A 20,573-nucleotide genomic window follows, 5' to 3' on the forward strand; every position below is an offset into this window, starting at 1 on the left:
CCTCAGCACCCCCTCGTGCAAAGACCATCGACCCACGTCCGGTCGACACTCGAAGACACGCCGGGAATTTTCGCAGGCATCGAATCAAGGCCAGAACCGTGGACCAACTGATTCGTGGCTATGACCCGCGGCTCACCATTACGGGGGTACTGAATGACCTCCATGTCGGGGTAAGCGTCACCAGCACGAGTGACGCTGACTGATGATTTACCGGCCTTGATGGACACTTTGTTGTCCACCGAGAAGAGCGGGAAGAGACTCTGCACTCCCCGGACGTTCAAGTTAAGCTCGTCCGGCGTAGAGTTTCCCAGCTGGAGCACGTTGTTACCACCCAGGGTGTCAGTCGACTTGGCGTTGATCTTGATGTCGTTCGCCGGGATTGTCGTCGACGTTGAATGCCGCCCAAACCTGGCCATCATGTAGCCGTCGTTCCCGGGAGCGATGTGCGATGGGGCGACAGTGAAGGACACTTGACCCGTTGCAGTATCCCAGAAGAGCACCATGCGGTACGGCGCGTCGGGATCTTCCGAGAAGTCCCGGTCATCCCCGAGAAGCATCCCCATCATGGCCAGCTTCGTATGTATGAAGAAACGCATCATGATGATGCCTCGGTCCGGACCACGACCTACATTGAAGGTTGCCCGCTGCGAGCCGGAAGGCTTCCTGCCATATCCCGCGCGGCGAGCTGCCTCGTGGGAACTACTCTCATCACGAGCCCATCTACTCCTCGGATAGGTCTTCTCCCCCCAATTTACGTTTTCTGTGGTTCCGCATCCTCCGGGACAACCACCTGTCGACGGGTTGTACCCATAACATTCGGCGCCCATCCGGCAGTCGTCCGGTATGAGTCCGGTCGGGTCGGAGGACGTTGCCGGATTGTTGTTGGCATACGTATACCCGTTCCCCTGCTGAGGATCGTTCAGATCCATGATCGGGTCGACGCTGATGAAGCGCCCATTGACCGGGTCGTACTCTCGGGCGCCGAGATGGGTCAACCCGGTGTCGGAGTCCCGGGTACCGCCCACGAATCCCTTGTCGCCGGTCCAGTCGGCAGGCTGCGCGCCGCGAGGGCCACCGAACAACATGCTCTTGCGCCTGAAGACCGCCTGGCTGGAGGCGTCGATCTGCGCACCTGACGTGCCATGGTGATCCGAGAGCAGAAACGTGAGCTTGCTGCCGACGCGCATCGCGAAGGTCCGGCTGCCGCTCCCGTAATAGCGTGTGCCGACCACACTCCCTGACTTGGTCAGCTGCAGCTCGGTGCCATTGGGCAGGTAGAGGGTGACCCCGGATGAGTCCTTGCGCAGCAATCGGGCCCCGTCCGTGTCGTAGATGTAGCCGGTCGTGACATCGGCCTGGGTCAGGGTGGCCAGATGCCCTTCGGCATCCCAGTCCAGTCGCTGCTCAGGGGACGAACCGATCTTACGGACGGTCGTGTTTCCAGCCTGGTCGTACGCGTACGTTTCCTCGACAGGCCCGTTCGGCCCGGTCTGGCTGACCGCGGTCAGGTTGTGCTTCCCTGCCGCTGGAGCCTTGTAAGTCCGAGCGAGGTCACCGGTCGGGCCTGACGGCGTCTTGTGCTGAACCTCCGTCTTACGGTTGCCGACCGCGTCATAGGTGTAGGAGGTCCAATAGGCGTCGGCGCCTCCAATCACCGAGGCTGAGGGGCCAGAACCACATTTATCCGCAGTGGTCCACGCCTCGGTTATGCGCTTCAGCGGATCCATGGAGAAGCACTGGGTTTCGGCACTTCTATCGGCATCCTGCCCGTACGAAGCCGCGATCGAAGTGACGTTTCCGGCAGGATCGTAGGTGTACCGAGTGTCATCGATACGCTGTGGAGCCGCGTCACGATCAGTGAACGCACGGGTGAGCGCGCCAGTATGGTCGTCATACTCGTAGCTGTTGTACAGGTGCTTCCCGAAGTCTCCGTACTCTTCTCTTGCGACCCTTCCATAGTGGTCGTACGAGGCTGCAGAGATAAGCGCATCAGTACCGGCGGCCAGAGACGTCGGCAGCCCTGCGCTGAAGCTGTATCCGGGTGTCAGGTCTTCTTGCGGCAGACCGCCGGCGGCAGGGAGGCGCGACCACTTGACCTGGCCGGTGTGATAGTAGGCAGTCGACCACTTGTAAGTACCGGCAAGCAGTCCCTCCGCAGAAGGAATCGTCACCTCGGACATAGACGGTTTGTAGAGGGTGCTGTACGCCGTGGTCCTGCTCGTGTAAGCGGCACCGTTCACGTAACGGGTGGCACTCGCCGGCTGGCCCTTGCCGCCAGTGGCAGTGTCATAGCCCCACTCGGCCAGCTTGGTGTCCCCTTGGGAGAGAGCTACACGACGCCCGAGGATGTCGTAGTCGGTATGCAGCGTGACGCCTCTGCCGTCTTTGACATCAGTAACTCGGTCCCCCTTGTCGTAGGTGGTGATCACCGTTCCCTTGTCCGGATCCGCAACCTCCACCTTCCTCCCGCGGACGTCGTACTGGTACTTCCACGTCGCCCCAGCCGGGTCGGTCACCTGAGCCAAGCGACCTCGCTTGTCGTACTGATACACCGTCGACTGCGACTTCTGGCGCTCGTTGTCGGTGTACTGCTTGAGCTCCACCGTATGACCGCGCGCATCGGTGACAGTGGTGGAGGCGATTCCCCCAGTCGGCGGCAATACCGTGGTGGTGTCGCCCGTGTAGGCCGTGGTGGTGCGCTTGGTCTCGTCACCGAAACGCCTCGAAATGACGGCCGTCGCCCGGCCCGCGCCGTCGAACTCGGTGTCGGTAGAGGCAGGGTATTTTGTCTCTTCACCGGTCACCAGGACCGCTTCGGCCTTGCCGTCGGCGTAGAACTGCCCCGAGTTACGCCACTGCAGTCCCCGGGCGTCGTAGAAAGTCTCTGCAACGAGCCGGCCCGAGTCGTCCGGCGACGGTGTCTGCGTCTCCCGCGGCCGAAGAAGCCCGTCGTAGAAGGCGTACGAGGCCTGATAGGCGTTGTTGAGGTTCAGAGTCTTGGTCGTGACGACGCTGGGGGCATCTTTATTGATCGAGTACTCGAAAACCTGACTCGGTGAATCAGGATTGCTGGATTGTGGATGGGCAGCGGTCCACACCTTGGAGATGCGACCCAGCGGGTCGTATGCGGTACTGGTCACCCGGCCATTCGCATCGGTCACCTGCACCGGCTGTCCTCGAGAACCATCCAGTTCGGTGGTCATCTGGTGGCCCAACGGGTTGGTGGCCACCGTCTTGACAGCCACCTCACCGGATGCGGGGACGTACTCGGTGGTCGTCGTCTTCCCATAGGCATCACTTGCGGCCAGCATCCGCCCGTAGACGTCGTAGCAGAGCTTGTCCTTGGACGCACCGCAGTTGCTCGGCGTGCTGCCGACCGTGTCGTATCCGTCGCCCTTCCCGTTGATCTGATCGGTTTTGGTGACATCACCCCTGGTAGGCGCGGCAGCCGGGTCACTGGCACCGTCGAAATAGGTACGTATGTCACTGATGACGTCAGAGGGACGATCCGGTGTGGCGCCGCAAGGAACCGCGAGGGTCTCCGTACGAGACACCTTGTTGAGCAGCCACAGGCTCGCGTTGCGCGTGTAGGTGGTGATGATGCACTGCTCGTCACCCTGCTTCGCGGTATCGCCCAGGTCCGATACCTCGGTGACCATCCCGTAACTGTCGAACGACCTGGAGATCGATGTCGTGCGCTCGCCCTTCGATGTGGCGGTCCGGGTTTGTTCTTCCTTTATCCCCTTGAAGTACGCCTCAAGGTCAGGAAGACCGGAGCGGGGTCGCGAGGCAGTCAGCGATGAGCGCCACGGCGTGTACGACGTGGCCGTTACGAGCGAACCGCCGTCGCCGTTGAAGGTGGCCTGCTCACGAAGCATCCCGGCGAACTGCTCCCGGTCGGTTACCGAATCACCGGCCGAGTTCTTCACCTCCTTGCCGTCAATGCCCCGGAAGTAACGGTTCTCGGTCAGTGTCCTCGAACTGCCGGGCGTCCCGACTCGGGTCTGGACCCGGCCGTAACCGCGTGCGATCGAGTACGTCCTGTCCGTAGCCTTCAGGAGCTCATCCGCACTCTTGGCCCACGCCGCTCCGTCAAGGTACGTGTACTCGGACACCTTGTCCGGTGTGCTGGCCAGGTTGTCACCCTCCAGTACCCGTGTGACCACGTACGAGTTGAACCAGTCCTGCTTGGCCGTCTCGCCCTCATACGCCCACTTCACGGGATAGCAACGCGTCGCGTTGGTGCCATCCGCGGGTGGCAGACTGCTCACTGTGCAATCCGGTTCCGAATAGTCAACGGCTACCGTCCCGCCGGCTTCGGTGGTGACTTGGTGAAGCCGAAGGCGCACGAAGGGGGCCAGGCCGTCGCCAAGCTTGTCCACCCGGTTGGGCCGCTGCACGCCGGAGAACGTCACCGGGGGCATGGTCTGGAGGCCTCCGACCTTGCCGGACCGCGTGATGGACTTGAGCCACATGGGCGTCGAGACGCCGTCGCCCGAGGGCGGGAAGTCCTGCTCGAGCGACCAGGAGTCTATGTCTCTGTACGCCCCGCCGGTAAGAACCTTGGTAGTGATGCTTGCCAGGCGTTTACGGGTCCAGAAAGTTGGCGAGTATTTGTCCTTGCACTTCTTGTCGCCGTCTTTGCAGTACTGGTCGTACGGAACATCGGGCCAATACTTCGCGTGATCATCATCGAAGCTTCCGCAGTTGTCCAGGCAGCGCTCTTTGACATCGAACTGCACCTGAGCCATGGCTTTGGCCGCATAGATCGAGTCCGACCGAAGGCCGTAGTCGATGTGGTCGAGCCAGCCACCGCGGACGTACGGCGTAGGGGTTGCGTTGTCCGACGCTTCCGGCACGTTACGCCCGTAGTTGTTGGACTCGGTCCTCCAGTGGAAAGCCATGGCATTGCCGTGCGTATCGACTACGTAGTCGAGTTGCCAGCGCCAGGCCTGCTGACACCATGCGTCGGCGAAGGAAGCCTTGTAGCACGGCTCTCCCGGCTGGTTGCCGAAGACAGGGACGGTCCAGGCCGAGTGAGTCTCCGGTGTCGATGAGTCCTTCCATCCAGGCAGTCGGTTGAGACCGAAGAAGAACTGGGTCCCGTCGGTCGTGGTGACCTTCCAGTGCTCGCCGTTGTCATCCCCGTTGACGGCGCCGGTGAGCTTCTCCACCTTCTCACCGGAGTCATTGGCAGGGTGCCAGCCCTTGTCCTTGTCGTGGACGAGCTCCGTCGTCCGGCCGCCGAGCGACAAGGTGGCGTTGTCGTTGTACCAGCACAGGTCACCGACCTTGGTCTTGTTGGTTCCTCCCTCCTTGTCTTCATTGCACGGCTTATAACGGCGTTCAATGAACCCCGGCTCCCAGGACCAGCCGTCACCTATCCAACTTGCCTGGTTGTTGGAGGCTGCGGTGCGCCCATCCACTGTCTGGGAGGAATAGTTCAGGGAAACGGTCGGCTGAAGGCCGCCGGGCACGGAAGGGATACCGATGGGGTAGTTCCAGTTGAAAGCACCCGACGAACCGCCGGCGCTCCACGAGCCGGATGCCTCCAGAGGCGACGCCTTGTAGCTGCCGGAGGAGCCGCTCCCCTCTGCGGTTGCCGCGAGAACGACAGCCTTAGGGCCACTGTTGCTGCGCAAGCCGGCCCCCGCCTGCCTCGCCCCAAGCTCGACTGCGGTCGAGAGACTGCCCAGCTTGGTGTCGTTGGACGTGGCAAGCGGTTTCTTCACCCGGCACTCGGCCTTCTCCGGGGTGGTCACTGCACACTCCGGGAGCTGCACAAGCCGCAGGCGCGACGCCCAGTCACCGCCGTAGGCGCCCCGGAAGGAGGAGTAGTCCACACGGACTCTCGCTCGTTTCGCGCCGGCTCCGGCGTCGGTACGCGCCACGGACACGAGCAGGCCTTCAACGCCGGCCCGTTGGGCGCTTCCTCGCTCGGCTACCGTGACCTGGACCTTGGCGGTGTCCGAGGCGGCGCCATGAGCGGAGGCATCCTCCGGAGCAACCGAGACCGGTAGTGTGCCAGCCTGTTTCATCATCCCCTGCTGCGGCCAGCTTCTGGGAGCTCCACGCAAGGCGGTCAGCGAATCCACATCACTGGAATTAATGATTCCGGTGCTCAGCGCGACTTCGGCCTTCCCTGCAGCCGGCCACTTCACACTGGGCGGTCTCCAAGGATTCTCACTGGCCGCATCCGGGCGTCGACTGCTACCCGGAGACACCCGCTTCACTGGCACAGACTTCGGTTGCTTCAGCGAAGGTAAACCCTTCCCCGAACCACTCGACGAGAGCGGTAGCGCTTGTGCTGGCAACGTCGCTGTCAGCGCGGCCAGCGCGACAGCAGCGGCCAGCGAAGGTCTGAGTAACCGCCGCATGCCTCACCTCCTTGTTCGTTCCAAAAATGACCGGCGAACAGTAGCAGTGACGTAGAGGTGAAGGCAGCATTCCGCAAACATCACGGGAAGATTGGCCGAAAAATAATGCGTAACACTTCATGGGCTCACGTATAAAGTCTCGTTGACTTTTTTCGACGGAGGGAGCACAACGTGCACCGAAGACCCCCGCGCAGATACCGACGACCGCTTCCAGCGACTGGGCTGCTAGCGCTATTCGCAGTCAGTGCCCTCGCCCTGCAAGGCATCGTCATGCCCACTGCCACAGCCGCACGGCATGCCTCCCCTGCGTCTCGGGCCGCAACTGCTTCCGAACCCGACGACGGCTCCGTCAGCGAAGAGGACAAGGCGCTCCAGGAAGCCAAGTCCAGCGGTAAGCCCGTGGAGCTTCTCTCAGCCCGTACCGAGTCGTCGGACACATGGGCCAACCCCGATGGGGCCTTCTCCCTCCGGCGCTACGGCTCGCCCGTCCGCATCTGGCGGGGCAGCACCTGGGTGCCGACCGACCCCACCCTCGTCTTCGCGAGCGACGGAACGGTGGAGCCCAAGGCTTCCAACGTGGCGGTGAAGTTCTCCGGCGGCGGCACCGGTCCCATGTTGTCCGGCATCAAAGACGGCCGGACTCTCACCCTCTCCTGGCCGACCGCACTGCCCAAGCCCACACTCACCGGCAACGTGGCCACCTATGCCGAAATCCTCCCCGGCGTCGACCTCCAGCTCAAGGCAGAGGTCGAGGGTTTTTCCCAGCTCATCGTGGTCAAGACGGCCGAAGCAGCGAAGAACCCTCAACTTGCCACGCTCAAATTCAAGATGGCAACCGACGGCCTGACCGTATCGACGGACGAGGGCACAGGAAGCCTCACCGCTGCGAACCCTGCCGGGCAGACGGTGTTCACCAGCCCGACCCCGCTGATGTGGGACTCGGCAACCTCCGCGAGTTCGCCGGCAGCGCGCTTACCTCGCGCAGCCCTCACCTCCGGCGGGACGACCGAGCCGGGAGAGGTCTTCGAGCCCCCGCCCGGCGCCAAGGACGCGCCGATGCCCACCAGCGTCAGCGGTGACACTCTCCAGATAACTCCGGACCAGAAACTACTGACCGGCGCAGAGACGCAGTACCCCGTCTACATCGACCCGTCGTGGGCCTGGGGGCAGCGGGAGAACTGGGCACGCGTCTACCGCAAGTATCCGGACAATTCCTTCTGGAACGCCAAGGAGGTGGCGCGGGTCGGGTACGAGAACGAGACCTACGGGCTCTCGCGGTCGTTCTTCCAGATGAGCACCAGCGACTTCAAGGGCGCCGACATCCTCGACGCCACGTTCCGCATCAAGAACGTCTGGTCCTGGTCCTGCAACGCCCGGCCGGTGGAGCTGTGGCACACCGGGCCGATATCCAGCAAGACCACGTGGAACCGGCAGCCTTCCAGGATAGGGAAGATCGACACCGTCAATGCCGCCAAGGGCTGGCGGGGCAGTGACGACTGCCCCGCCGGAAACCTCGAGTTCAACGTGAAGAGCAAGGTGCAGGAGGCCGCTGCGAAGAAGTGGTCCAACATCACCTTCGGCATGTATGCCTCGGACGAGACCGACACGTTCGGCTGGAAGAAGTTCGACGCCAAGACGGCGGCTCTGGAGGTCAAGTACAACCACCCGCCGACCGTCCCGAGCAAGGTCGGCACCAATCCCAGGACATCCTGCGACAGCGGCGGTTCCATCGGAAATACCCAGGTCAGCCTGTACGCCACCGTCGACGATCCCGACGCCGGCAACCTCACGGCTCAGTTCCAGCTGTTCCAGGCCGGCTCCAGTACGCCGCTGCTGGATCAGTCCCTCAGTGCGGCCAAGGGGCGTACGGTGACCCTGCCCCTGCCGGACGCGAAGGTCCCGACAGGCGACTATCAATGGCGAGTGAGGTCCAAAGACCCGGATGGCGCCTACTCTCCCTGGAGCGCCACATGCAAGTTCTCCGTGGCCAGGGCCCGCCCGGCCAACCCTCCGAAGATCACATCCGCCGAGTTCCCGCCGGGTGAGAACGGCTGGCCGGCCAACACCGGCAAGGCTCGCACAACCGGCCACTTCGCCCTCTCCCCCAACGGCGCCGGCGATGTCGTGCAGTACGGGTGGTTCACGGACTACGACCCGGCCGTGAAATACATAGATGCGGCATCGGTCAGCAGCTCACCACCCGCCTTCAAGCCGCCGGGTTTCGGTCCGCACTTCATCTACGCGTTCAGCATCGACAAGGCCAAGAACCGGTCCGACACCGCCACTTACCTCTACTACGCCGGGCGTTCGTCGGAACGTGACGGGCCGAACGACGTCAATGGCGATGCGAACAGCGACATCTGGAGCGTCGACACCAATGGCACGCTGCTGACCTACGCCGGACAGGGAAACGGTCAGTTCTCCGCGGCGACCAACGGCGGCCAGGTGTTCGACGGCGCGCAGATCACCTTCCGCGGTGACTGGGGAGGCGACGGCTACAACGACCTCATTGCCCTCGAGTACGACGCCGTGGCCAAACGTAAACGTCTCTGGGTCTACCCCAACAACGGATTCGGCATCGCCACCGTCGACTACAGCGACGGCAAGCGGCCCCTTCAGGTGGCCTGCCCGGACAAGACGCCCGGCAACGATGAGGACCCGGCGGGATGCGCGGCAGGTGACGATCACTGGCAGGATGCCGACCAGATCGTCGCCCCCGGTGACATCAACGGTGACGGCAAGCCGGACCTCCTGGTCAAGGAGGGCAAGCTGCTCTGGGCGTACTACGGTGACCGCGCATCCAAGTTCCTGGACAAGGTGGAGCCGCCGGTCCTGGTGGGAGGCAACGACTGGGACAAATTCACCGTCATTGCTCCTGGCGATCTCAACGGGGACGGTCTGGCCGACCTGTGGCTGCGTGACAACAGCAACGGCGACATTCTGCGCGCGTACGGCAAGGAGGGAGAGAAGAAGGGCGTCCTGAACCCGACGACATGGGGGACGAGCAGCCGGGTGAAGGTCGGCTCAGGCGTGACCGTCGCCGGCTATCCCGTGGTCGGCTCCTCGGGTGATATGAACGGCGACGGCATCCCCGACCTCTGGTCGCGCAAGTCCGACAACACTGTCATCGGCTGGGCCGGGGAGAAGACGGGCAGCGACTTCACCGGATTCACCCGGGGCAACGTCATTGACGGTGTCACCGGCGGCTCCCGGATCCCAGCGGGTACCACGTTGAATGCCGGCGACACCTTCAGCTCCCGGTCCGCCAAGCTGACCATGCAGAACGACGGCAACCTCGTCATCACGTCCAATGCCAACAAGCAGCTGTGGTCGACCGGCACGGGCAACAACCCGGGCGCCAAGGCGATCATGCAAAGTGACGGTGGCCTGAAGGTCTACAAGGCCGACGGCACCACCGTGCTGTGGGACAGCAAGACCTCAGGGGCCGGCGGCTACGCTCTGTTGCAGGACCGCGGGAATCTGGTGGTCAGCAACGCCAAGGGACAGTCGTTGTGGAGCAGCGGCACCGCCATCCGGCACGACTACAACGGCGACGGACGCAGTGACCTGGTCAGCTGGTACGACGTCGCAGACGGTCACGACATCATGAATGTCTACTCGACCGGCAGCGACGGTGTCTTCAAGGAGCCTCGTCTGGCGTACAACGCGCCGGCCGGCACATGGGACGTCTCGAAGCTCCGCTTCGTCACGGGCGATTTCAACGGTGACGGGCGAGCCGACGTTGCCGCGCTCCGTGACGATGGCGACGGAAAGGCAAAGCTGTTCACCATCCCCGGCAAGGCCGACGGAAGTTTCGGGGAAGCGTTCTCCTCGTGGAGCGCCCCGGTGGGCTGGAACGCCGAGCGGATGACTTTCGAGGCCGGCGACTTCAACGGGGACGGCCGCGACGACATCGCCGTCTGGTACAACGCCGCGGACGGCTCGGACCGCTTGTGGACGTTCACGGCCGATGTCCGAGGCGGCTTCAACGAACCGTTCGCCTCCTACTCGGCCCCCGACGGCCAGTGGGACGTGGCCAACATGAAGTTCGTCACCGGCGACTTCAACGGGGACGGCCGCGACGACATCTCGGTCCTGTACGGGTACGCCGATGGCACGATGAAGATGCACACCTTCGCCGCCGCCCCTGGCGGGGGATTCCTCAATCCGGTGACCTCATGGAGTGCGGCGTACGACACCTGGGGTTTCTGGGAGAATTACCGGCTCCATGCCGGCGACTTCAACGGTGACGGCAAGGACGACATCGCCTACTGGTACGCGTACCCTGACGGCCGCGGTGCGCTGCACACGATGCTCAACCGTGGCACGCCGACGGTGACCTTCGCCGAACCGGTGAAGTCCTCGCAAAGCCCGGCGGGCCAGTTCGTCGCCAAGCGCATGCACATCGTGATCGGCGACTACGACGGTGACGGCCGTGACGACGTGGGCGTCCTCTTCGGGCAGACCGACAACGGGCTGCGCATGTACACCTGGCTCACGAAGCCGGACGGCCGCTTCAACGACCCCACCGCGGGCTGGGGGCTGCCGGCGAACTCCATGACCTGGCCAAGGATCCGCGAGATCAACAGCTACAACAGCGACTACAGCTCGTTGCGCTAGCCGCTGTCGTCTTTAGGCGGCCCCGGACGTCGAGGACGTCCGGGGCCGTTCGGCCTGTAGCGGTCAGGCCCGCGGCAGGCGGGCGTCCAGCAGGGCGCGCAGGCGGTCGGCCTCGGTGGGGGCGGCAAGGCCGCGCTTGGGCAGGACGGTCAGGCACCGCTGGTCCTGGCTCAGCAGCACGAAGAGCTGCTCCCGCTCCAGATAGCAACTGAACTGCGGCCACGCCTGCGTGGTGGCGGTCTGCTCGCCCACGCAGGTCACCCCCTGGGAGTTCAGCGACACGCGCCGCCGGCCGTGCTGCTGCAGGCGCCCACGCGCCAGGTGGGCCTGGAGGCCGAACAGCTGCAGGGCGGCGAAGACGACCAGGAAGAGTGCGAGCCCCCAGTCCTTGGGGGGCACCCCGCCGACTCCGTCCCTGAAGATCTCCAGGGTCAGGCCCCACGCCATCATCACCAGCGCGGCGACGAGCACCCAGTTCATGACCCGGGCCCTGCGCACCGTGCGGGCACGGGCGATCATGGCGCTGCGCAGGTCGCCGACCGTCAGCTCGAAGTCGAGGACGACGTCCTCCACCGGCGGAGCCGCGAACGTCTCACTCACCGGTCGCCGACTCCTTCGCGAGCTGCTCCTCGTTGGGGATCGCGCCGCCGAAGCGGCGGTCGCGGCGGGCGAACTCCAGGCAGGCGCGCCACAGGTCGCGGCGGTCGAAATCCGGCCACAGGACGTCCTGGAAGACCATCTCGGCGTACGCGCTCTGCCAGATCAGGTAGTTGGAGGTGCGCTGCTCGCCGGAGGGGCGCAGGAAGAGGTCGACGTCCGGCATGTCCGGGTAGTACAAGTACTTGGCGAAGGTCTTCTCCGAGACCTTCGCCGGGTCGAGCCGGCCCGCCTTGACGTCCTCGGCCAGCGCCTTGGCGGCGTCGGCGATCTCCGCGCGGCCGCCGTAGTTCATGCAGAAGTACAGGGTGAGCTTGTCGTTGCCCTTGGTCTGCTCCTGGGCGATCTGCAGCTCCTTGGCGACCGAGCGCCACAGCTTGGGCATGCGGCCCACCCAGCGCACCCGGATGCCCAGCTCGTCGAGCTGGTCGCGGGTCTTGCGGATGAAGTCGCGGTTGAAGTTCATCAGGAAGCGGACCTCGTCCGGGGACCGCCGCCAGTTCTCGGTGGAGAAGGCGTACAGGGAGACGTTGCCGACGCCCATCTCGATGGCGCCCTGCAGGACGTCCAGCACCCGCTCGGCGCCGACCTTGTGGCCCTCGGTGCGCGGCAGGCCGCGGTCCTTGGCCCAGCGGCCGTTGCCGTCCATGACGATGGCCACGTGCTCGGGCACGAGCTCGCCGGGGATCTTGGGGGGCCGGGCGCCGGAGGGGTGCGGGTCCGGGGTGCGGTACTCGCGTCGGATGCCCAGAATCCCGCGTCGTGCCATGACTGCCACTTCTCCTTGGTCCCTGTCCTTGATCCCTGTGTGCCTATTGTTCGACGTAGCGCAGGGAGCGCAGGCCGCGCTCCAGGTGCCACTGCAGGTACGCGGCCACCAGGCCGCTGCCCTCGCGGACGTGGCGCGCCTCGCACGCGTCCGCGGTCGCCCAGTCCCCGGTCAGCAGCGCGCCCAGGAGCTCGATCGACTCCGAGGAGGGTACGACGCATCCCGGCACCCGGCACTCCCCGCACACCACGCCGCCGGCCGCGACCGAGAAGAACCGGTTCGGACCGGGCATACCGCACTTCGCGCAGGCCCCGAAGCTGGGCGCGTAGCCGTTGACGGCGAGGGAGCGCAGCAGGAAGGCGTCCAGGACGAGGTGCGGGGCGTGCTCACCGGCGGCGAGGGTGCGCAGGCCGCCGACGAGCAGCAAGTACTGCTGGACGGCCGGCTCGCCCTCGTGGTCGGTGAAGCGCTCGGCGGTCTCCAGCATGGCGGTGCCGGCGGTGTAGCGGGCGTAGTCGGTGACGATCGCCCCACCGTACGGGGCGATCGTCTCACTCTGCGTGCACAGCGGCAGGCTGCGCCCGACGAGCTCGCCGCCGCGGGCGAAGAACTGCACGTCGACGTGCGAGAACGGCTCCAGGCGGGCGCCGAACTTCGACTTCGTGCGGCGCACCCCGCGCGCGACGGCGCGCACGCGGCCGTGGCCGCGCGTGAGGAGGGTGATGATCCGGTCCGCCTCGCCCAGCTTCTGAGTGCGCAGCACGATGCCGTCGTCGCGGAACAGAGTCATGGGGACATTGTCCCGTACGGGGCAGTGTGCCCCTGCCCTGCGGGCGGCCGCCTACGACGGCGTGCGGGCCGCCGCCAGGAGGCGGTCGGTGGCTTCGGGGCCCAGCATCAGGGCGCGGCCCACCGTGGCGAGGACCTCGCGTTCGGCAGGGCGGTAGGGGCCGTCGGCCAGGGCGATGCGGGCGCCCTGGAGGAGGATGGCCTCGCGGCCGGCCGGGGCCAGGTGCGGGGCGAGCGGTTCCAGGGCCTCGTGGAGCTCGATGACCAGCGCCGTGCCGCGGCTGTCGAAGCCGCCGGCCGGCGGGGCCGCGTAGCGGCCCGTGTCGGCGGCCAGGGCCTCGATGAGGGTGACGAGCTGCTCCTCGCTGCAGTCGGCGAAGCCCGCCGCCCGCACCGCCCCCACGGCGGCGCGCCGCACGGTGTGGGCCTGGGTGCCGCCGGCGGCCAGAACGGCCAGGGCGACGGTGTGCACGGCGTCGCGCAGCATCGCGGAGAAGCGGGTGGTGGTGGGGTGGTCGAGGACGTCCATGGCGTAGCGGCCGCGGCAGGCGGTGCATTCCACGATGGGCCCGGCCTGCCCGCGCGGGAGCAGGGGGACGCCGAGGACGACGAGGCGGCGCCGGCCGGTGCGGCGGTGGTAGTTGCGGTCGCCGCCGCAACCGGGGCAGAAGAACTCGCCGTCTCCCACGGTGCGCCATACGGTGCGTACGCCCACCACACACCGGTCCGGGCTGTGTCGGCCTTGCGCGTGCATCACGGCGCACCTCCATAACGCCACGGCCTCGTCGCCGCGTTGACGTGATGTTAGCCACATCGTTGATGCGGCGTCAGTACCTCGGCCGTCCGGCCGCGGCCGCCGCGGGGGTGCGGCGGCCGCCGGGCCCACCGGATGTGGTCAACCGCGGTACGCGCGGTTGACCGCCGAGACGACGGCCTTGATCGAGGCGCGGGTGGTGTTGGGGTCGATGCCGATGCCCCACAGCACCCGGCCGTCGATCACGCACTCGATGTACGAGGCGGCCTGGGCGCTGGCGCCCTCGCTCATGGTGTGCTCGGTGTAGTCCAGCAGCCGGGCGTCGACGCCGATGGCGGCGAGCGCGTCGAAGAAGGCGGAGATCGGGCCGTTGCCGGTGCCGGTCAGGGTCGTCCGCGTACCGTCGACGACCGCCTCGACGGTCAGCGCGTCGCGGCCCTCGCTGGTGGTGGAGGTGTGGGTGCCGAGCAGGGCGATGCGGCCCCACGGGTTGCCGGCGGTCGGCAGGTACTCGTCCTGGAAGACCGACCAGATCTCCTGCGGGGTGACCTCGCCGCCCTCGGCGTCGGTCTTGTTCTGGATGATCTTCGAGAACTCGATCTGCATCCGGCGCGGCAGGTCCAGCTTGTGGTCGTTCTTCAGGACGTAGGCGATGCCGCCCTTGCCGGACTGCGAGTTGACGCGGATGACGGCCTCGTACGAACGGCCGACGTCCTTGGGGTCGATCGGCAGGTACGGCACGGCCCACTCGATGGCGTCGACACTCGCTCCGGCGGCGGCCGCGTCGGCCTCCATCGCCTCGAAGCCCTTCTTGATGGCGTCCTGGTGGGAGCCGGAGAAGGCGGTGTAGACCAGGTCGCCCGCGTACGGGTGGCGCGGGTGGACCTCCATCTGGTTGCAGTACTCGGCGGTGCGGCGGATCTCGTCGATCTGCGAGAAGTCGATCTGCGGGTCGACGCCCTGGGAGAACAGGTTCATGCCGAGGGTGACCAGGTCGACGTTGCCGGTGCGCTCGCCCTGGCCGAACAGGCAGCCCTCGACGCGGTCGGCGCCGGCCATGACCGCCAGCTCGGCGGCGGCGACCGCGGTGCCGCGGTCGTTGTGCGGGTGGGCGGACAGGCAGACGAATGCGCGGCGCGAGAGGTGCCGCGACATCCACTCGAAGCGGTCGGCGTGCGTGGAGGGCGTGGAGCGCTCGACGGTGGCCGGCAGGTTCAGGATGATCTCGCGGCCGGCCTCGGGCTGCCAGACGTCCATGACGCCCTCGCAGACCTCCAGTGCGAAGTCCAGCTCGGTGTCGGTGAAGATCTCCGGGCTGTACTGGTAGCCGAAGACGGTCTCGTCGCCGAGGATCTTCTCCGCGTACTCCATGACCAGCCGGGTGCCGTCGACGGCGATCTGCTTGACCTGCTCGCGCGAGCCGCGGAAGACCACGCGGCGGAAGACCGGCGCGGTGGCGTTGTACAGGTGCACGGTGGCGCGGTGGGCGCCGCGCAGCGACTCCACCGTCCGCTCGATCAGCTCCTCGCGGGCCTGGGTGAGGACGGAGATCGTCACGTCCTCGGGGATCGCGCCCTCCTCGATGATCGAGCGGACGAACTCGAAGTCCGTCGCCCCGGAGGAGGGGAAGCCGACCTCGATCTCCTTGTAGCCCATGCGCACCAGCAGGTCGAACATCTCCCGCTTGCGGGCGGGCGACATCGGGTCGATCAGCGCCTGGTTGCCGTCGCGCAGGTCGGTCGACAGCCAGCGGGGCGCCGCGGTGATGCGCCGGTCGGGCCAGGTGCGGTCGGGCAGGTCGACGGCCTCGTACGGGCGGTACTTGTGCACCGGCATCCCGGAGGGCCGCTGGGTGACGGTGGCGGCGGTGACGGGCGTGGGTCGGCCGACGGAATCGGCGCTCTGAGGGTTCTGAGCGTTCTGGGGCATCTGCGGAAGGCTCCTCGGAAGTCACGCGGACGGCCGACGGGGCTGCTGGCGACGAGGCACGGGCAGCACCGGACTCCGCGGGGAGGGGGTCGGCCTTCGCTACGGACCCTCGCCGCGGCAGCTAAGAAGAAGCAGCACGTCACGCATGGTGCACAGCACACTAGCCGAGCCGCCGGGGGCCGGGCAGGGGCGTTCCAGCATGCGGGATGCGGGCGGGCCGCACCGGAACCCGGCCACTCGTTTGTGTCAATCCGCGCACCGGTCGCTGACAAGGCGGGGAGCCGGTGCCAGATTCGGCCCATGACTACCCGGAACCAGAAGCACGGGGTCTTCTGCGGCATCGTCCCGCCGCACGTGCTCGACCGGCTCGCCGAGTCCGAGGACCCCCGCCACTACGAGCCCGCCCGCCGCACCCTGGAGCACGACGGCGCGCTGCGCACACGGCGCCGCGTCACGGCAGCCCGCACCGTGTCGGGCGCGGCGGCGGGGGCCGCGTCCGACCGTCCGCAGCGGACCATCTACGACGCGCGGCACGGCAACACCCTGCCGGGCGCGAAGGTGCACGCCGAGAGCGAGGGCCCGGCCAAGGACGCCACCGTCAACCGCGCCCACGCCGGGCTCGGCGCCACCTTCGACCTGTACTTCAAGGTGTACGGCCGGCACTCCATCGACGGCGCCGGAATGCCGCTGAACGCCAGCGTCCACTACGGGGAGGGCTACGACAACGCCTTCTGGGACGGCGAGCAGATGGTCTTCGGCGACGGCGACGGCGACCTCTTCCTCGACTTCACCATCCCCGTGGACGTCATCGGCCACGAGCTGACCCACGGCGTGACCCAGCACACGGCCAACCTGGAGTACTACGGCCAGTCGGGCGCGCTCAACGAGTCGGTCTCCGACGTCTTCGGCTCGCTGATCAAGCAGTACGCCCTCGGCCAGAGCGCCGCGCAGGCCGACTGGCTCATCGGCGCCGGGCTGCTCGGCCCGGGCGTGGACCGGGGCGCCGCGCTGCGCTCGATGAAGGCGCCGGGCACCGCCTACCAGGACGACGTCCTCGGCACGGACCCGCAGCCGGCCACCATGGCCGGCTACGTCCGCACCAGCCGGGACAACGGCGGCGTCCACATCAACTCGGGCATCCCGAACCACGCCTTCTACCTGCTGGCCACCGCCCTCGGCAGCAATGCGTGGGAGCGCGCCGGGCGCATCTGGTACCAGACGCTGACCGGCGGCGAGCTGGCCTCCGACGCGGACTTCGCCGCGTTCGCCCGGCTGACGGTGGCCTCGGCGCGGACGCTGTACGGCGAGGGGGACGCCGTCCAGGCCGTGCTCAAGGCCTGGAGCCAGGTGGGGGTTCCCACCGCGTAGAGACGGCCTGGACCGCCGCGGACGGGGTAGGCGTCAAGCATGCGTATCGCCATCACCCGCACCGGCGGCTATGCCGGCATCGAGCGCCGGGCCGAGCTGGACACCTGCGGCCGGCCCGACGCGACGCACCTCGAGGCCCTGGCGCACCGCGCCCTCGCGCCGGGGCGCGAGGCGCCCGCACGGGGCGTACCGGACGCCTTCCACTACGAGATCAAGGTGAACGGCCGTTCGGTCCACCTCGCGGACCCGCACCTCACGTCGGAGCAGCGGGAGCTGATCCGCACGGTGCTGAAGGAAGGCGCCTGAGCGCTCCCCCTAGGGCCTGTCCGGCGGGGATCTGCGTCACGCGGTGCCACGGCGCCCCGTAAGGGGCGCGGGGAACTGCGCGACAAGCCACGACGCGCCCGCAGACAGAGTGCCGTGCTGCGCCCGGATCTCGCCGGGGGTGCCTCGGCTGCGGGCCGTCTCTGGCTGCTCGCGCCCACGCGGCGGCAGCCGCAGATCGACACTGCCCCGCGCCCCTTCGGGGGCCCCGCAGTGCCTAGAAGCCCAGCTTCCGCAGCTGCTTCGGGTCGCGCTGCCAGTCCTTCGCCACCTTCACGTGCAGGTCGAGGAACACCGGCGTGCCCAGCAGCGCCTCGATGTGCTTGCGGGACTTCATGCCGACCTCCTTCAGGCGCGCGCCCTTGGGGCCGATGATGATGCCCTTCTGGCTGGGGCGCTCGATGTAGACGTTGGCGTGGATGTCCAGCAGCGGCTTGTCCTTGGGGCGGTCCTCGCGGGGGATCATCTCCTCGACCACGACGGCGATGGAGTGCGGCAGCTCGTCGCGGACGCCTTCGAGGGCCGCCTCGCGGATCAGTTCCGCGACCATGACCTGCTCGGGCTCGTCGGTGAGGTCGCCCTCGGGGTACAGCGGCGGGCTCTCCGGCAGCATCGGCGCGATCAGGTCCGCCAGCAGCGCGACCTGCTTGTCGCCCACGGCCGAGACCGGGACGATCTGCGCCCACTGGATGCCCAGCTCCTCGCCCAGCTGCTGGATGGCGATCAGCTGCTCGGCGAGGGTCTTGGAGTCGACCAGGTCGGTCTTGGTGACGATGGCGATCTTGGGGGTCTTCTTGATGCCGGCCAGCTCGCCCGCGATGAAGCGGTCGCCGGGGCCGATCTTCTGGTCCGCCGGCAGGCAGAAGCCGATCACGTCGACCTCGGCCCAGGTGGTCCGGACGACGTCGTTGAGCCGCTCGCCCAGCAGGGTGCGCGGCTTGTGCAGGCCGGGGGTGTCCACCAGGACCAGCTGGGCGTCGGGGCGGTGCACGATGCCGCGCACGGTGTGCCGGGTGGTCTGCGGGCGGTTGGAGGTGATCGCGACCTTCGTCCCCACCAGTGCGTTGGTCAGGGTCGACTTGCCCGCGTTGGGGCGGCCGACGAAGCACGCGAAGCCCGCGCGGTGGGGGGCCTGGGAGGGGGAGGCGGCGTTGTCCATGCCTCACATTCTCCCCGATTCCCCGCTTCCCTCCGACCAGAGCCGCCCGCGGGCCGGGCCGGCGCCGGGCTAGCCCGCGCTGACCACGGGCCCGGGGGTGCCGTCGGGCCCGGCCAGCAGCACGGGCGTCCGCGGCCCGCCCAGGTCGCCCACGGCGGCCCGGTCGGCGTCGGTGACGGCCCCGGCCTCGGAGACCACCGCCGCGGCCTCCAGGGACTTCGCCCCGCTGGCCACGGCCATGGCCACGGCCGTCTGCAGGGCGCTCAGCCGCAGGGACGGCAGGTCGACGGTGCCGGCGACGTACGTACGGCCGGTCTCGTCGCGCACGGCCGCGCCCTCGGCGACGGCGTTGCGGGCCCGGGTGGCCCGGGCGAGCGTGATCAGCTTGCGGTCTTCGGGGTACAGGGTCTCCGTCATGCCTGGAGCATAGGCGCGGGGCGCCCGGCGCCGATCAGCCGGTGGCCGCGTCCGCCAGGGCGTACATGGTCGCGCGCCGGCCCTCCGGCGTGCACAGCCGGGCCACCTTCTCGGCGGTGCCGGTGTCGGGCACGGGGTTGTGCAGGACGATGGTCAGGTCGGGGCGGGCCGGTACGCGCAGCTGGGCGCTCTCCAGGTACAGGGTGCCGGCCACCGGGTGGTGGACCTCCTTGATCAGCAGTCCCCCGGGCTGCACGTCGCCGCGTGCCCACAGCTGCCGGAACTCCTCGCTGGCCTCGGCCACCTCGGCCACCACCGCCTCGAAGCCCTCGTCCCCGGGCCGTTCGGAGCAGGCCGCCCGGTACTGGGCGACGACCCTGACCGCGTTGGCCTCCCAGTTGCCGGCGCGGGAGCGGTAGACGGGGTCGGTGAAGAAGTCGATCAGGCAGTTCTGCCGGGTCTGCTCCCGGAAGCCCAGGACGAGGGTGGCGGACTCGTTGTAGGCCACCAGGTTCCAGTACGGGTCCATGATGTGCGCCGGCGAGGGCAGCCAGGCGTCGATGAGCCGGCGCAGCCCGTCGCACAGGTACTCGGGGTCGTCGGTGGGTGCGGGCTCGGGCAGCGGCGGGTTGAGCCCGGCCAGGACGTACAGGTGGCGGCGCTCGGGGTGGTCCAGGCGCAGCACCCGGGCGACGGCGTCGAGCACCTGGGGCGAGACGGTGATGTCGCGGCCCTGCTCCAGCCACTGGTACCAGGAGGCGCCGACCCCGGCGAGGACCGCGACCTCCTCCCGGCGCAGCCCCGGCGTGCGGCGCCGGCCCCCGCCGTCGGGCAGGCCCACGTCGGCCGGGGACACCCGGGCCCGACGGCTCATCAGAAACTCTCGCAACTCGTGGCGTCGGCGTACGGCCGTCAACTCTCCCCCTCTTCCCCCGCCGGAGGCGGCCCTGCGTGGCGGTACGGCCCCCACGATAAGGCGCGTTGCCTTCACCTCCTGCGGCGGTGCCGCCGGTCCACGGCCGCCAGCAGCAGGCCGCCCATGACCGAGACGTTGCCGTAGAACGCCGCCCGGTGCTGCATTCGCCGGCCCGGGTCCGTCTCCTTCCAGAAGGCGTGACCGGCCAGCGTCGTCGGCACCAGGCTGGCGGCGAGCACCAGGGCCGACACGCGCGGCAGGACGCCGCAGGCCAGGGCCGCGCCGGCGCCGAGATGGACGGCGCCGTTCAGCCGGACCAGCGCCCGGGCGTCGCGCGGCAGCCCCGGCACCCGTCGGGCGATGGGCAGGGCCACCGGCGCCGCGAGGGCCGCGAGGGCCTCGGGGTGGCGGACGGTCTGCAGGCCGCTGGTGACGAAGACGGACGCGAGGAGGGGACGGGCGAGGCTCCGGACGATTGCCACGCTCACGGCCTT

13 protein-coding genes are annotated in these 20,573 nt (G+C 67.7%); 3 read left to right on the top strand and 10 right to left on the bottom strand.

Annotated features, from left to right (window positions below):
* Nucleotides 1-2 precede the first annotated feature (2 nt).
* Entirely contained in the window at nt 3-6,161 is a 6,159-nt protein-coding gene (locus tag ABD361_RS11590) for an RHS repeat domain-containing protein (protein WP_344434902.1), read from the bottom strand.
* Between the two features lie 486 nt (nt 6,162-6,647).
* On the opposite strand from ABD361_RS11590, the gene ABD361_RS11595 reads away from it, so the two are divergent.
* Nucleotides 6,648-10,997, top strand: coding sequence for an FG-GAP-like repeat-containing protein (locus ABD361_RS11595; protein WP_344434904.1), 4,350 nt, complete (start codon nt 6,648-6,650; stop codon nt 10,995-10,997).
* Nucleotides 10,998-11,060: 63 nt separating this feature from the next.
* Here the strand turns inward: ABD361_RS11595 and ABD361_RS11600 are convergent, their stop codons facing one another.
* The 5 genes from ABD361_RS11600 to leuA form a co-directional block, all read right to left on the bottom strand.
* Nucleotides 11,061-11,597 (bottom strand): YcxB family protein, encoded by a 537-nt coding sequence (locus tag ABD361_RS11600; RefSeq protein ID WP_344434905.1) that lies wholly within the window; start codon nt 11,595-11,597, stop codon nt 11,061-11,063.
* Nucleotides 11,590-12,423: an isoprenyl transferase gene (locus ABD361_RS11605; protein WP_344434907.1), complete on the bottom strand. Its 834-nt coding sequence runs from the start codon at nt 12,421-12,423 to the stop codon at nt 11,590-11,592. The genes ABD361_RS11600 and ABD361_RS11605 overlap by 8 nt, the downstream gene beginning before the upstream one ends.
* A 43-nt stretch (nt 12,424-12,466) precedes the next feature.
* The gene (gene recO, locus ABD361_RS11610; RefSeq protein ID WP_344434908.1) at nt 12,467-13,213 is read right to left on the bottom strand and encodes a DNA repair protein RecO; all 747 of its coding nucleotides are present in this window, start codon (nt 13,211-13,213) and stop codon (nt 12,467-12,469) included.
* A gap of 51 nt (nt 13,214-13,264) precedes the next feature.
* The gene (locus ABD361_RS11615) at nt 13,265-13,966 is read right to left on the bottom strand and encodes a TerB family tellurite resistance protein (protein WP_344434909.1); all 702 of its coding nucleotides are present in this window, start codon (nt 13,964-13,966) and stop codon (nt 13,265-13,267) included.
* Nucleotides 13,967-14,107: 141 nt separating this feature from the next.
* A complete protein-coding gene (gene leuA, locus ABD361_RS11620) occupies nt 14,108-15,895 on the bottom strand; it encodes a 2-isopropylmalate synthase (RefSeq protein WP_344434910.1) in 1,788 nt (595 codons plus the stop codon).
* A gap of 300 nt (nt 15,896-16,195) precedes the next feature.
* Between leuA and ABD361_RS11625 the strand changes: the two genes are divergently transcribed.
* Entirely contained in the window at nt 16,196-17,263 is a 1,068-nt protein-coding gene (locus ABD361_RS11625) for a M4 family metallopeptidase (RefSeq protein WP_344434911.1), read from the top strand.
* A gap of 39 nt (nt 17,264-17,302) precedes the next feature.
* Entirely contained in the window at nt 17,303-17,569 is a 267-nt protein-coding gene (locus tag ABD361_RS11630) for a protealysin inhibitor emfourin (protein WP_344434912.1), read from the top strand.
* A 235-nt stretch (nt 17,570-17,804) separates the two neighbouring features.
* Here the strand turns inward: ABD361_RS11630 and era are convergent, their stop codons facing one another.
* The 4 genes from era to ABD361_RS11650 all read right to left on the bottom strand — a co-directional run bounded on the left by era (nt 17,805) and on the right by ABD361_RS11650 (nt 20,561).
* The gene (era, locus tag ABD361_RS11635; RefSeq protein ID WP_344434913.1) at nt 17,805-18,746 is read right to left on the bottom strand and encodes a GTPase Era; all 942 of its coding nucleotides are present in this window, start codon (nt 18,744-18,746) and stop codon (nt 17,805-17,807) included.
* 69 nt (nt 18,747-18,815) lie between these two features.
* Nucleotides 18,816-19,163: a cytidine deaminase gene (locus tag ABD361_RS11640; protein WP_344434914.1), complete on the bottom strand. Its 348-nt coding sequence runs from the start codon at nt 19,161-19,163 to the stop codon at nt 18,816-18,818.
* A 34-nt stretch (nt 19,164-19,197) separates the two neighbouring features.
* On the bottom strand, nt 19,198-20,037 hold the full coding sequence (locus ABD361_RS11645) for a helix-turn-helix transcriptional regulator (RefSeq protein WP_344434915.1): 840 nt from the start codon (nt 20,035-20,037) through the stop codon (nt 19,198-19,200).
* A gap of 113 nt (nt 20,038-20,150) precedes the next feature.
* A complete protein-coding gene (locus tag ABD361_RS11650) occupies nt 20,151-20,561 on the bottom strand; it encodes a DoxX family protein (protein WP_344434916.1) in 411 nt (136 codons plus the stop codon).
* Nucleotides 20,562-20,573 lie beyond the last annotated feature (12 nt).

The organism is Streptomyces luteosporeus (genome assembly GCF_039532865.1).
GTDB classification, from domain to species: Bacteria; Actinomycetota; Actinomycetes; order Streptomycetales; family Streptomycetaceae; genus Streptomyces; species Streptomyces luteosporeus.